Annotated in this window: 6 protein-coding genes, 5 rRNA genes and 2 pseudogenes (1 of these 13 running past the window's edge); 6 read left to right on the top strand and 7 right to left on the bottom strand. The window is 42.0% G+C overall.

Annotation, left to right across the window (positions count from 1 at the left end; translation table 11 throughout):
• Positions 1 to 189: 189 nt before the first annotated feature.
• From BCER98_RS01610 to BCER98_RS01585, 6 genes and pseudogenes are all read left to right on the top strand, one after another.
• Positions 190 to 906, top strand: coding sequence for a response regulator transcription factor (locus BCER98_RS01610; RefSeq protein ID WP_011983387.1), 717 nt, complete (start codon positions 190 to 192; stop codon positions 904 to 906).
• On the top strand, positions 893 to 1,909 hold the full coding sequence (locus BCER98_RS01605) for a sensor histidine kinase (protein ID WP_011983386.1): 1,017 nt from the start codon (positions 893 to 895) through the stop codon (positions 1,907 to 1,909). The genes BCER98_RS01610 and BCER98_RS01605 overlap by 14 nt, the downstream gene beginning before the upstream one ends.
• A gap of 68 nt (positions 1,910 to 1,977) precedes the next feature.
• Positions 1,978 to 2,907 (top strand): ABC transporter ATP-binding protein, encoded by a 930-nt coding sequence (locus BCER98_RS01600; protein ID WP_087097574.1) that lies wholly within the window; start codon positions 1,978 to 1,980, stop codon positions 2,905 to 2,907.
• Positions 2,900 to 3,637: an ABC transporter permease gene (locus tag BCER98_RS01595; protein WP_011983384.1), complete on the top strand. Its 738-nt coding sequence runs from the start codon at positions 2,900 to 2,902 to the stop codon at positions 3,635 to 3,637. Before BCER98_RS01600 ends, BCER98_RS01595 begins: the two co-directional genes overlap by 8 nt.
• 56 nt (positions 3,638 to 3,693) lie before the next feature.
• Positions 3,694 to 4,484 (top strand): annotated as a pseudogene (locus BCER98_RS23310) (undecaprenyl-diphosphate phosphatase).
• Between the two features lie 79 nt (positions 4,485 to 4,563).
• Positions 4,564 to 5,010 (top strand): ASCH domain-containing protein, encoded by a 447-nt coding sequence (locus BCER98_RS01585; protein WP_041809383.1) that lies wholly within the window; start codon positions 4,564 to 4,566, stop codon positions 5,008 to 5,010.
• Between the two features lie 53 nt (positions 5,011 to 5,063).
• Here BCER98_RS01585 and rrf (BCER98_RS01580) read toward each other — a convergent pair.
• The 7 genes and pseudogenes from rrf (BCER98_RS01580) to BCER98_RS01550 all read right to left on the bottom strand — a co-directional run.
• Positions 5,064 to 5,179 (bottom strand): 5S ribosomal RNA (gene rrf / locus BCER98_RS01580).
• 95 nt (positions 5,180 to 5,274) lie between these two features.
• Positions 5,275 to 8,196, bottom strand: a 23S ribosomal RNA gene (locus BCER98_RS01575).
• Between the two features lie 247 nt (positions 8,197 to 8,443).
• Positions 8,444 to 9,994: ribosomal RNA gene (locus tag BCER98_RS01570) — 16S ribosomal RNA — on the bottom strand.
• The 16S, 23S and 5S rRNA genes sit together here, the layout of an rRNA operon.
• Positions 9,995 to 10,413: 419 nt before the next feature.
• Positions 10,414 to 11,145 (bottom strand): annotated as a pseudogene (locus BCER98_RS01565) (DsbA family oxidoreductase).
• A gap of 307 nt (positions 11,146 to 11,452) precedes the next feature.
• A complete protein-coding gene (locus tag BCER98_RS01560; RefSeq protein WP_011983382.1) occupies positions 11,453 to 12,412 on the bottom strand; it encodes an alpha/beta hydrolase in 960 nt (319 codons plus the stop codon).
• 314 nt (positions 12,413 to 12,726) lie between these two features.
• A 5S ribosomal RNA gene (gene rrf / locus BCER98_RS01555) occupies positions 12,727 to 12,842 on the bottom strand.
• A 95-nt stretch (positions 12,843 to 12,937) separates the two neighbouring features.
• Positions 12,938 to 15,000: ribosomal RNA gene (locus BCER98_RS01550) — 23S ribosomal RNA — on the bottom strand; it runs 859 nt beyond the window's last position.

The following is a 15,000-nucleotide window of genomic DNA, read 5'->3' as shown; positions in this document are numbered from 1 at the left end:
CTTGTCCCCTCTATAATTTTTCGCTAGATTGCTCATACATTACATTCCCTAATTCAATACCGCAATAACAACCTTATTTTAACAATTTATAGTATATAATTAGATAGCGATTACATTTTTTATTACCAAGGTTATAATACATATACAAATGAAACTACTAACAAAATGACATGAAAAGCTGGTGAAAATATGAAAGAAATTCGTGTACTCATAGCAGATGATGAGAAAGAAATACGTGATTTATTAAAGAAATATTTAGAACGAGAATTATATACAGTAGACACTGCTATAGATGGCGAGGAAGCTCTCAAGTTATTTACTCATAATACCTATAATCTTGTCATATTAGATTTAATGATGCCAAAAATTGATGGTATCGAAGTATGCAGAAGGCTTAGAAACAATACCAATATCCCTATATTAATGCTGACGGCAAAAGATCAAGAGGTAGATAAAATTGTAGGATTAAGTATAGGTGCTGACGATTACATTACAAAACCTTTTAGCGTTAATGAAGTAATTGCCAGGATTAAAGCGCTTATGAGACGTTTTTTAGTATTAGGAAGTAATGCCAATACACAAGAAAAAACAATCCTAACCTTCAAAGGGCTAACAATTGATATTAGCAAGTACATCGTTACCGTAGGTGACAAAGAAATCTCTTTAACAGGAAAAGAGCTAGAACTTCTAAAGTTTTTCGCATCAAATCCTGAACAAGTGTTCACAAAAACACAGCTCTTCCGTAATGTTTGGGATAGCAATTATATAGAAGATGATAACACGGTTATGGTACACATTCGAAAGCTTAGAAAAAAAATAGAAGCTGATCCTTCAAATCCTAAATTCATCCAAACGGTATGGGGCATTGGCTATAAATTTGTAGGTGAAAAGTATGAAGAACGATAAGATTCTCTATCTAATTCTATTTCAGTTCATTATCATTACTGGAATACAATTTATCAATATGACTCATACATTACAGTTCATTCTCTTTATACTTCTTATCCTTATCACAATAAGTCTTTTTTTCAAAAGACTTTACTTTATAGAAACTAGAAAGTCCATCGTCACAAAACTAGAACGTGTGATTCTCGGTAATTTTCAGACAAGGTTATATACGAATAATGATCGTTCGTTGGATAATGTAATCTTCCATGTTAATGAATTAATAACCAAATTAGAAAAAGTACAAATTGAGGCAAAAAAATCCCAAAAAGCCAGAAAACAACTGCTATCGAGTATTTCACACGATATACGAACACCTCTTACTTCTATTATCGGATATATTGATGCCTTAAAAGATGGTATAGCCACTTCTAAAGAAGAAGAATTAGAGTATCTTGAAATACTCTCAAACAAATCAAATAGTTTAAAACAATTGGTTGATGAAATATTTCATATGGCAAAAATTGATGCAGATGAACTTCCTTTTAAAGAAGAACAGCTAGACCTTTCAGAAATTACACGGGAAACACTCATTGAATTTTTGCCCGAGCTATCTAAATATCATATTGAGTTAAAAATAGATATTCCAGAAAAGCCTTGTTTGATTACAGGGGATTCTTTTCACATCATACGAGTAATGAACAATCTTATAAAAAATGCTATACATTACGGAAAACAAGGAGCAATATTAGGAGTCAAGCTATTAGAACATCACAATGAATACCATATCCTCGTTTGGGATAAAGGACCTGGTATTCCTCATCAAGATTTAGAACATGTCTTTGAGAGAATGTACCGAATTGATCAATCTCGAACCCTTTCGTCTCGTAGTAGCGGCTTAGGACTTGCTATCGCAAAAGCACTTGTTGAAAAGCACAGAGGTCGCATATGGGTAGAAAGTATTCCATGGGAAAGAACCACTTTTGGCTTTTCCATCCCAAAGCAGAATTCTTTTAAGAAATAGTTAAGAATTGATTAAGTAGCAGTTAAACCCTTCTTTTTATTATGTATGTAAAAGATCATAGAAAGTGGGTGTTCACCATACATACAATTATTAAAACAACAAACTTAACAAAAGTTTATGGAAAACAGAAATCTGTAGATCATCTCAATATAAATGTAAATAAAGGAGAGATTTACGGATTTATCGGCCGAAACGGTGCAGGTAAAACAACAACCATTCGAATGCTACTAGGTCTTATAAAACCTACAAACGGAAAAATCGAAATATTTGGAGAGGATTTCACCAAAAACCAAAAAGATATTTTAAGACGAATTGGTTCAATTGTTGAAGTTCCAGGTTTCTATGAAAACTTAACTGCAAAAGAAAATTTATTAATTAACGCAAAAATTATCGGAGTTCATAAGAAAAATGCGATTGAAGAGGCATTGGAAATTGTCGGTCTGCAGCATGAAACGAAAAAACTGGTTGGAAAATACTCGTTAGGAATGAAACAACGCTTAGGAATTGCAAGAGCACTCCTCCATTATCCAGAACTTTTAATACTAGATGAACCTACAAACGGTTTAGACCCAATTGGAATTAAAGAAATGCGGAAGCTTATTAAAACATTAGCACAAGAAAGAAATATAACGATATTCATTTCTAGCCATATTTTATCTGAAGTCGAACAGTTAGTTGACCATATGGGAATTATCCACAAAGGGAAACTATTAGAAGAGACATCTTTAGATGCATTACGTAAAATGAATCGCAAATACCTAGAATTCCAGGTAAATAATGATAATAAAGCAGCGCTACTTTTAGAAAAGCAATTTCATATTTTTGATTATGAAGTACATGATGAAGGAAATATTCGCGTTTATTCTCACTTTGGACAACAAGGTCAAATCAATAAAATGTTTGTTCAAAATGACATTGAAGTATTAAAAATTATAATGAGCGAAGATCGATTAGAAGATTATTTCACCAAATTAGTCGGGGGTGGAACAATTGGTTAATCTCCTATATACAGAGTTATTAAAATTGAAACGTTCTAATATGTTCTTAATCAGTATGATCGGAGCAGCTGTAGCACCATTTATGATTGTTTTAGCTTTTTATATAGAAAAGCAAAGTAAACCATCGGCTCCACCTGCGAGTTTCGATGTCCTTTTTCTTAATGTGAATATGTACACAGCTTTATTTATGGGAGTTCTTCTATATGGAGTCGTTACTGCTTATCTCTTTAATCGTGAATACACAGAGAGTACATTAAAAAATTTATTAACTATTCCTGTATCACGTTTCCATTTTGTTATGAGTAAATTCATCCTTTTATTTCTTTGGATTATGATACTGACCGTCATTGCATGGGGACTAACTTTACTATTAGGACTATTAGGAGGGTTCCCTGGATTAAATAACATATTACTATTCCAATTTTTAGTGAAATTTTTAATAAGTGGTGGATTTCTTTTTATCTTATCGTCTCCTATTGTATTGGTAACCTTTATAACAAAAACATATGTTCCACCTATTATATTAACAATTGTTATAGCATTGATAAATGTTCTAACTGCAAGTTCAGAACACAAAGATTTATTTCCTTGGACAGCTGCACTAGATATAGTAAACCAGGATTTGCAACCGACATATCCTCCAGAATATTCTTATATCATTATTACTACTACATCACTTATTGGCTTTATAGCAGCCATATTCTATTTCAAACAGATTGATATTCATTGATTTATACAGATGATGAAATGCATTTTGTATCTGTATAAACAAGTAGGAGGAAACTTATGAGCGATATAATGATTGCCTTCATACTCGGTATTATAGAAGGATTAGCTGAATTTTCATCCATCTCTTCTACTGGTCATCTTATATACTAGTCGGACACTTATTAGACTTTGAAGGGGAAAGAGCAAAAACGTTTGAGATTGTTATACAATTAGGAGCGATTTTAGCTATTGCTGTTTTATCTCATAAACGACTTGTTTCTTTATACAACATAATATTCCTCTTGCAAAAAGAGAAAAAATTCAATGCAATCCATGTATTCCTAGGTGTATTTCCAGCTGTAGTTGCTGGCTTACTATTACATGATGTAATCAAAATATAATTATTTCAGCCATATACTGTCGTTATCGGGCTTGTCGCAGGGGCCATTATTACGCTCTTTTGCAGAGGTTAAAAAAACGAGGCTATCGCTTATTCATTAAATGATTTAACATATCGCCAAGCATTAACAATTGGTTTGTTTCAATGTTTAGCAATGTATCCTGGATTTGCAAGAGCTGGATCTACCATTTCGGGAGGATTATTAGCAAAAGTAAATTATAAAACAGCATCAGAATTCTCCTTTCTGATTGCTCTTCCCGTTATGATTGGAATAACAGGCCGAGATGTATTAAAAAACTGAAAGTATTTAAGTATAGCTGATATTCCGATGTTCGCAGTCGAATTCATTACTTCTTTCATAGCGGCAATGTTGACTGTTGTAATCTTTTTAAATCTACTTTCAAAACTATCGTATTTTATTAGCTACTCTATTCACAACTTTCATATTGTTATAAGGACAAACAACTAAAAATAAACATATAAAACTTTTCAAATAACATTTGATATGTAAAAAAAGTCTCAAAAATCAGAAATGAAGGTGATGAATCATAAATGCATTTGCACAAACATACTGGGATACATATTGGGGAAATCGAGAAAAACCAAAATCAGTCAGCGCTTGGCAATTCGGAGCCTGTCCCGATGATCTTGCTCAATTAGTAATAAATGGTGTAAAAACCGCAACATGCTCTGCTCATATATTTTATGAATTAGAAAATGAACCAATTCCAGCAGTAAATGATTATAGCATCATATTGAACAGCAAAGACGAACCTGTAGCTATTATTAAAACAATAGAAGTTACTTTAATACCAATGAATGAAGTTAGTGAAGAATTCGCGATTGCAGAAGGAGAAGGCGACCGCACATATGAGTATTGGAAAAAGACTCACATAGAATTCTTTACAAATGAGTTGATGAAGATTGGTCGCAAATTTTCCGAAGACATATTGCTTATTTGTGAATGCTTTGAGCTTATCGATGTAAAAAAATAAAAATTTAACTCATAAATACAAAAAAACCTAAGTCAGTTTGACTTAGGTTTTTGGCTTGGCGACGTCCTACTCTCACAGGGGCAAGGCCCCAACTACCATCGGCGCTAGAGAGCTTAACTTCCGTGTTCGGTATGGGAACGGGTGTGACCTCTCTGCCATCATCACCAAACTATTGAAGGGATATTCCTTCAAAACTAGATAACATTTGCTTCATATTGAATTCAGCTCCAGCGACTCTGAACAAGTCGCTTCCGCTTTAGATATATGGTTAAGTCCTCGATCTATTAGTATTCGTCAGCTCCACGTGTCACCACGCTTCCACCTCGAACCTATCAACCTGATCATCTTTCAGGGATCTTACTAGCTTACGCTATGGGAAATCTCATCTTGAGGGGGGCTTCATGCTTAGATGCTTTCAGCACTTATCCCTTCCGCACATAGCTACCCAGCGATGCCCTTGGCAGAACAACTGGTACACCAGCGGTGCGTCCATCCCGGTCCTCTCGTACTAAGGACAGCTCCTCTCAAATTTCCTACGCCCACGACGGATAGGGACCGAACTGTCTCACGACGTTCTGAACCCAGCTCGCGTACCGCTTTAATGGGCGAACAGCCCAACCCTTGGGACCGACTACAGCCCCAGGATGCGATGAGCCGACATCGAGGTGCCAAACCTCCCCGTCGATGTGGACTCTTGGGGGAGATAAGCCTGTTATCCCCGGGGTAGCTTTTATCCGTTGAGCGATGGCCCTTCCATGCGGAACCACCGGATCACTAAGCCCGACTTTCGTCCCTGCTCGACTTGTAGGTCTCGCAGTCAAGCTCCCTTATGCCTTTGCACTCTACGAATGATTTCCAACCATTCTGAGGGAACCTTTGGGCGCCTCCGTTACACTTTAGGAGGCGACCGCCCCAGTCAAACTGCCCACCTGACACTGTCTCCCGGGTCGATAAGACCCGTAGGTTAGAATTTCAATACAGCCAGGGCGGTATCCCACCAGCGCCTCCACCGAAGCTAGCGCTCCGGCTTCAAAGGCTCCCGCCTATCCTGTACAAGCTGTACCAAAATTCAATATCAGGCTACAGTAAAGCTCCACGGGGTCTTTCCGTCCTGTCGCGGGTAACCTGCATCTTCACAGGTACTATAATTTCACCGAGTCTCTGGTTGAGACAGTGCCCAAATCGTTACACCTTTCGTGCGGGTCGGAACTTACCCGACAAGGAATTTCGCTACCTTAGGACCGTTATAGTTACGGCCGCCGTTTACTGGGGCTTCAGTTCAGAGCTTCGCTTACGCTAACCCCTCTCCTTAACCTTCCAGCACCGGGCAGGTGTCAGCCCCTATACTTCGCCTTACGGCTTCGCAGAGACCTGTGTTTTTGCTAAACAGTCGCTTGGGCCTATTCACTGCGGCTTTCCGTTAAGAAAGCACCCCTTCTCCCGAAGTTACGGGGTCATTTTGCCGAGTTCCTTAACCAGAGTTCTCTCGCTCACCTTAGGATTCTCTCCTCGCCTACCTGTGTCGGTTTGCGGTACAGGCACCTTTTATCTCGCTAGAAGCTTTTCTTGGCAGCGGGGAATCGAAGACTTCACTCCATAAGGAGCTTCCCCATCACAGCTCAGCCTTTGCGGTAAGCGGATTTGCCTACTTACCAGCCTAACTGCTTGGACGTGCACAACCAATCGCACGCTTCTTCTATCCTTCTGCGTCCCTCCATTGCTCAAACGATAAAGAGGTGGTACAGGAATATCAACCTGTTGTCCATCGCCTACGCCTGTCGGCCTCGGCTTAGGTCCTGACTAACCCTGAGCGGACGAGCCTTCCTCAGGAAACCTTAGGCATTCGGTGGACGGGATTCTCACCCGTCTTTCGCTACTCATACCGGCATTCTCACTTCTAAGCACTCCACCAGTCCTTCCGGTCTGACTTCACTGTCCTTAGAACGCTCCCCTACCACTGATACCAAAGGTATCAATCCGCAGCTTCGGTGGTGTATTTAGCCCCGGTACATTTTCGGCGCAGAGTCACTCGACTAGTGAGCTATTACGCACTCTTTAAATGGTGGCTGCTTCTAAGCCAACATCCTAGTTGTCTAAGCAACTCCACATCCTTTTCCACTTAATACACACTTTGGGACCTTAGCTGGCGGTCTGGGCTGTTTCCCTTTTGACTACGGATCTTATCACTCGCAGTCTGACTCCCAAGGATAAGTCATTGGCATTCGGAGTTTGACTGAATTCGGTAATCCGATGAGGACCCCTAGTCCAATCAGTGCTCTACCTCCAAGACTCTTACACTTGAGGCTAGCCCTAAAGCTATTTCGGGGAGAACCAGCTATCTCCAGGTTCGATTGGAATTTCTCCGCTACCCACACCTCATCCCCGCACTTTTCAACGTGCGTGGGTTCGGGCCTCCATTCAGTGTTACCTGAACTTCACCCTGGACATGGGTAGATCACCTGGTTTCGGGTCTACGACCACGTACTAAACGCCCTATTCAGACTCGCTTTCGCTACGGCTCCGCCTCTTCAGCTTAACCTCGCACGGGATCGTAACTCGCCGGTTCATTCTACAAAAGGCACGCCATCACCCGTTAACGGGCTCTGACTATTTGTAGGCACACGGTTTCAGGATCTCTTTCACTCCCCTCCCGGGGTGCTTTTCACCTTTCCCTCACGGTACTGGTTCACTATCGATCACTAGGGAGTATTTAGCCTTGGGAGATGGTCCTCCCAGATTCCGACGGAATTTCACGTGTTCCGCCGTACTCAGGATCCATTCAAGAGGGAACGAAGTTTCAACTACAGGGTTGTTACCTTCTATGACGAGCCTTTCCAGACTGCTTCGTCTACCTCGTTCCTTTGTAACTCCGTATAGAATGTCCTACAACCCCAAGAGGCAAGCCTCTTGGTTTGGGCTATGTTCCGTTTCGCTCGCCGCTACTCAGGAAATCGCATTTGCTTTCTCTTCCTCCAGGTACTTAGATGTTTCAGTTCCCTGGGTCTGTCCTCCTTACCCTATGTATTCAGATAAGGATACCATACCATTACGTATGGTGGGTTTCCCCATTCGGAAATCTCCGGATCAAAGCTTACTTACAGCTCCCCGAAGCATATCGGTGTTAGTCCCGTCCTTCATCGACTCCTAGTGTCAAGGCATCCACCGTGCGCCCTTTCTAACTTAACCAAACTAAAATTAAAAATATGAGCTACACTGTTATCTAGTTTTCAAAGAACATGCCTACTGCGCTGCATCTGCTTCTCTGCTGACATGCGGTGAGGAATCCATCATCGTGGAATTCACTTTCAGACGCAAACGCAAGAAAAAACAAACTGCTTACGCTGTATAAACTTGAGAGAAAGTTCTCTCAAAACTGAACAAAACGAAACACGGAAACTTATATTGATGAACAACGTTCATCTATTCTCCATAGAAAGGAGGTGATCCAGCCGCACCTTCCGATACGGCTACCTTGTTACGACTTCACCCCAATCATCTGTCCCACCTTAGGCGGCTGGCTCCAAAAGGTTACCCCACCGACTTCGGGTGTTACAAACTCTCGTGGTGTGACGGGCGGTGTGTACAAGGCCCGGGAACGTATTCACCGCGGCATGCTGATCCGCGATTACTAGCGATTCCAGCTTCATGTAGGCGAGTTGCAGCCTACAATCCGAACTGAGAACGGTTTTATGAGATTAGCTCCACCTCGCGGTCTCGCGACTCTTTGTACCGTCCATTGTAGCACGTGTGTAGCCCAGGTCATAAGGGGCATGATGATTTGACGTCATCCCCACCTTCCTCCGGTTTGTCACCGGCAGTCACCTTAGAGTGCCCAACTGAATGATGGCAACTAAGATCAAGGGTTGCGCTCGTTGCGGGACTTAACCCAACATCTCACGACACGAGCTGACGACAACCATGCACCACCTGTCACTCTGCCCCCGAAGGGGAAGCCCTATCTCTAGGGTTGTCAGAGGATGTCAAGACCTGGTAAGGTTCTTCGCGTTGCTTCGAATTAAACCACATGCTCCACCGCTTGTGCGGGCCCCCGTCAATTCCTTTGAGTTTCAGCCTTGCGGCCGTACTCCCCAGGCGGAGTGCTTAATGCGTTAACTTCAGCACTAAAGGGCGGAAACCCTCTAACACTTAGCACTCATCGTTTACGGCGTGGACTACCAGGGTATCTAATCCTGTTTGCTCCCCACGCTTTCGCGCCTCAGCGTCAGTTACAGACCAGAGAGTCGCCTTCGCCACTGGTGTTCCTCCATATCTCTACGCATTTCACCGCTACACATGGAATTCCACTCTCCTCTTCTGCACTCAAGTCTCCCAGTTTCCAATGACCCTCCACGGTTGAGCCGTGGGCTTTCACATCAGACTTAAGAAACCGCCTGCGCGCGCTTTACGCCCAATAATTCCGGATAACGCTTGCCACCTACGTATTACCGCGGCTGCTGGCACGTAGTTAGCCGTGGCTTTCTGGTTAGGTACCGTCAAGGCATGAGCTTATTCAACTCATACTTGTTCTTCCCTAACAACAGAGCTTTACGACCCGAAGGCCTTCATCGCTCACGCGGCGTTGCTCCGTCAGACTTTCGTCCATTGCGGAAGATTCCCTACTGCTGCCTCCCGTAGGAGTCTGGGCCGTGTCTCAGTCCCAGTGTGGCCGATCACCCTCTCAGGTCGGCTACGCATCGTCGCCTTGGTGAGCCGTTACCTCACCAACTAGCTAATGCGACGCGGGTCCATCCATAAGTGACAGCCGAAGCCGCCTTTCAATTTTGCACCATGCGGTGCTAGATGTTATCCGGTATTAGCCCCGGTTTCCCGGAGTTATCCCAGTCTTATGGGCAGGTTACCCACGTGTTACTCACCCGTCCGCCGCTAACTTCTTAAGAGCAAGCTCTTAATCCGTTCGCTCGACTTGCATGTATTAGGCACGCCGCCAGCGTTCATCCTGAGCCAGGATCAAACTCTCCAATAAAGTTTGTCTAGCATCATAAATAAAAATTGACGTTTCACGTTGTTTGTTTCGTTCAGTTTTCAAAGAACTCGCTTGTCGCCTCATTTGCGACTTCCTTATGTTAACATTTTTATATTTCAATGTCAACTAAGTTTTTTTATTTCGTTTGTCGCGTTTTGCGTTATTGCTATCAGCGACTCGTATAATATTACACCTCTACTCACTAATAGTCAACAATTTTTGTGAAGTTTTTATAACGATATGCTGTATGTTATTCCTGGCTATTCCCCATTCAATCATATGAAAGTAGATGAACTACTGGCAGAAAAGAATTAGAATCCGCGTTACTTTCTGCACGAAGAAACCCTACAGAAATTTCTGTGGGGTTTTAAAATTAATAAACCATGTTTTTTGTCTATAGCCATACTTAAAACAAAAAACTATTTCTCTTTTGAAGACACTAAGCAGCTACCATCTGTACAAAGAGCATCGTTCACACCATTTGATGAAAGTTCTTGTAATTTAGGCTTAGGATTTTCTTCTTCTCACACCTTTTGAAGTGCGTTCAAAAACGTTTCAAGTGGTTGCGCTCCCGAAATTGCATACTTTTGATTTACAATGAAATATGGTACTCCCGTAATCTGATATTGTCGAGCAATTTCCTCATCAATTCGCACATCATTTGCATAAGCATTTTTATTCTGTATAACATGTAAAGCTTCTTTTCTATCTAACCCCGAAGCTTCAGCAATATTAGCGAGCGTTTCCACATCACTTAAATTTTTAGATTCAGTAAAATGAGCAAAAAGAAGATTTTCTACTATCTCCTTTTCTTTTCCATGTTCTTTTGCAAACTTAGCCAAACGGTGAGCATCAAAAGTATTCGTCGGTTTCATCTCTTCAAAATGAAAAGTTAAACCTATGTTAGCGGCATGCCGGCCAATTTGAATATTATTTCGCTTAGCCTCTTCAATACTAATCCCGTATTTCGATGCAAGCATTTCATCAATACCGATTCCAGAATATACCGGAGCATTTGGATCTAACTCAAAACTTTTAAATTCAACTTCAACATCATTTTTATACGGAAATTGGTCTAAGGCCATTTCTAAACGACGCTTCCCAATATAACAAAACGGACACACAAAATCAGACCAAACTTCAATTTTCATACGAACACCTCTTCAAAATTAAGTTTAAACCATTGTAGCATAGGCAATTCGTAATCAAAAAAATTTATGCTTCTATTTAGTAAAGCTTTAATCGGTAAAGGACGCTTTATGAGTGCTCACCTAGCATCCTGGCTCTCGCTGAATTTTGAATGAAGGTTCTATTTCATTCTACACTTGAAATAAACGAAATAAAAAAAAACGATAATGAGAAAGATAAAACCATTTCCTTCTCATCATCGTTTATAGAACTTCTCTTAATTCATAGTCAGTCTATCGTTTATAATACCAAAATTCTCTCTTTCATGAATTATGCTGAAATGTATTTCTCCACAAAGTTCCATAGGGTATTCCAATATTTATCTGGATTTGCTTGTTCAGCTTCTCCATGCCCCGCACCTGGCACAATTAACTTTTCTTTTTCTACTTTTGCAGCATTGTATACTTCATCTAACATTTCATAAGGAACGAACGTATCCGCATCTCCATGAATAAATAAGATTGGTGTTTTGCTTTTTGCAACTTGCTTGACAGCCGATGCTTCTTCTAAATCATAACCCGCCCTTAGCTTAGTAACTGTATTTGCTGCATTCATAACAGGAAATTTAGGTAAATGGAATAAATCTTTTAATTGATATGTGAATTCATCCATAACAGATGAGAAACCACAATCTTCAACAATGACTTTCACATTAGGAGGCAAATCTTCTCCAGAAGTCATCATCACTGTTGCTCCTCCCATAGAAATACCAAATAGAGCTATCTCCGCCTGAGGATCTTTCTTTAAAATTTGCTGAATCCAGCGTTGTACATCTTTCCGATCATGCCACCCCATGCCGATATAATCTCCTTCGCTATTTCCATGACCGCGAAGATCTGGTGCTAATACGCTGTAACCTTTCTCATAAAAGTGACGAATATATTTCGTCATTTCTGATGCTTTACTACTATAGCCATGTACGATAATTGCCCATTTATGACTAGATTGCTCATTTATATATTCATATCCTGTTAGTTTTAACTCATCAAAAGAACGCATCACGATTGTATTTGGCTTATATTTTGAAATAAACTCAGCATTTTTTTGCTCATTCGTGACTAATACATTCCCTGACACATTCACTGTTTTTTCTAAATGAGGATTCCCTTGTAAGAATTCTTTTTCTTGTTTCGCATTTAATGCATAATTGAAGAAATAATTTCCGACTAACATGTATGCAACGGTTAGAAGTAGTAAAATCCCTATTAATATTACACTTATTTTTTTCATACTATCTCCTTTTATAAAAAATATCTTACACAACATTACTATTCTAACATACCAATATAGATAAACAACGAAAAAATAATTGAATGGAAAAAGGAATACATATGAGGCAGTAAATACCTCCAACGTTTATTAATTATTTACTAAAAGATTGAGGATAAAGAGGGACATAAATAAAAAAAGCAACTTCGCTTTTTAAAAAAAATAATAAGTGAAGCATATCTTGATCTACATATTTTTTACTATCCATCAAAGTGATTTAAATATAGAAGCATTGTTATACAAAAAAACCTAAGTCAGTTTGACTTAGGTTTTTGGCTTGGCGACGTCCTACTCTCACAGGGGCAAGGCCCCAACTACCATCGGCGCTAGAGAGCTTAACTTCCGTGTTCGGTATGGGAACGGGTGTGACCTCTCTGCCATCATCACCAAACTATTGAAGGGATATTCCTTCAAAACTAGATAACATTTGCTTCATATTGAATCCAGCTCCAGCGACTCTGAACAAGTCGCTTCCGCTTTAGATATATGGTTAAGTCCTCGATCTATTAGTATTCGTCAGCTCCACGTGTCACCACGCTTCCACCTCGAACCTATCAACCTGATCATCTTTCAGGGATCTTACTAGCTTACGCTATGGGAAATCTCATCTTGAGGGGGGCTTCATGCTTAGATGCTTTCAGCACTTATCCCTTCCGCACATAGCTACCCAGCGATGCCCTTGGCAGAACAACTGGTACACCAGCGGTGCGTCCATCCCGGTCCTCTCGTACTAAGGACAGCTCCTCTCAAATTTCCTACGCCCACGACGGATAGGGACCGAACTGTCTCACGACGTTCTGAACCCAGCTCGCGTACCGCTTTAATGGGCGAACAGCCCAACCCTTGGGACCGACTACAGCCCCAGGATGCGATGAGCCGACATCGAGGTGCCAAACCTCCCCGTCGATGTGGACTCTTGGGGGAGATAAGCCTGTTATCCCCGGGGTAGCTTTTATCCGTTGAGCGATGGCCCTTCCATGCGGAACCACCGGATCACTAAGCCCGACTTTCGTCCCTGCTCGACTTGTAGGTCTCGCAGTCAAGCTCCCTTATGCCTTTGCACTCTACGAATGATTTCCAACCATTCTGAGGGAACCTTTGGGCGCCTCCGTTACACTTTAGGAGGCGACCGCCCCAGTCAAACTGCCCACCTGACACTGTCTCCCGGGTCGATAAGACCCGTAGGTTAGAATTTCAATACAGCCAGGGCGGTATCCCACCAGCGCCTCCACCGAAGCTAGCGCTCCGGCTTCAAAGGCTCCCGCCTATCCTGTACAAGCTGTACCAAAATTCAATATCAGGCTACAGTAAAGCTCCACGGGGTCTTTCCGTCCTGTCGCGGGTAACCTGCATCTTCACAGGTACTATAATTTCACCGAGTCTCTGGTTGAGACAGTGCCCAAATCGTTACACCTTTCGTGCGGGTCGGAACTTACCCGACAAGGAATTTCGCTACCTTAGGACCGTTATAGTTACGGCCGCCGTTTACTGGGGCTTCAGTTCAGAGCTTCGCTTACGCTAACCCCTCTCCTTAACCTTCCAGCACCGGGCAGGTGTCAGCCCCTATACTTCGCCTTACGGCTTCGCAGAGACCTGTGTTTTTGCTAAACAGTCGCTTGGGCCTATTCACTGCGGCTTTCCGTTAAGAAAGCACCCCTTCTCCCGAAGTTACGGGGTCATTTTGCCGAGTTCCTTAACCAGAGTTCTCTCGCTCACCTTAGGATTCTCTCCTCGCCTACCTGTGTCGGTTTGCGGTACAGGCACCTTTTATCTCGCTAGAAGCTTTTCTTGGCAGCGGGGAATCGAAGACTTCGCTCCATAAGGAGCTTCCCCATCACAGCTCAGCCTTTGCGGTAAGCGGATTTGCCTACTTACCAGCCTAACTGCTTGGACGTGCACAACCAGTCGCACGCTTCTTCTATCCTTCTGCGTCCCTCCATTGCTCAAACGATAAAGAGGTGGTACAGGAATATCAACCTGTTGTCCATCGCCTACGCCTGTCGGCCTCGGCTTAGGTCCTGACTAACCCTGAGCGGACGAGCCTTCCTCAGGAAACCTTAGGCATTCGGTGGACGGGATTCTCACCCGTCTTTCGCTACTCATACCGGCATTCTCACTTCTAAGCACTCCACCAGTCCTTCCGGTCTGACTTCACTGTCCTTAGAACGCTCCCCTACCACTGATACCAAAGGTATCAATCCGCAGCTTCGGTGGTGTATTTAGCCCCGGTACATTTTCGGCGCAGAGTCACTCGACTAGTGAGCTATTACGCACTCTTTAAATGGTGGCTGCTTCTAAGCCAACATCCTAGTTGTCTAAGCAACTCCACATCCTTTTCCACTTAATACACACTTTGGGACCTTAGCTGGCGGTCTGGGCTGTTTCCCTTTTGACTACGGATCTTATCACTCGCAGTCTGACTCCCAAGGATAAGTCATTGGCATTCGGAGTTTGACTGAATTCGGTAATCCGATGAGGACCCCTAGTCCAATCAGTGCTCTACCTCCAAGACTCTTACACTTGAGGCTAGCCCTAAAGCTATTTCGGGG

This window comes from Bacillus cytotoxicus NVH 391-98 (genome assembly GCF_000017425.1).
Taxonomy (GTDB): Bacteria; Bacillota; Bacilli; order Bacillales; family Bacillaceae_G; genus Bacillus_A; species Bacillus_A cytotoxicus.
Note: the sequence above shows the minus strand (reverse complement) of the source record. Positions and strands in the feature narration are given on the sequence as shown.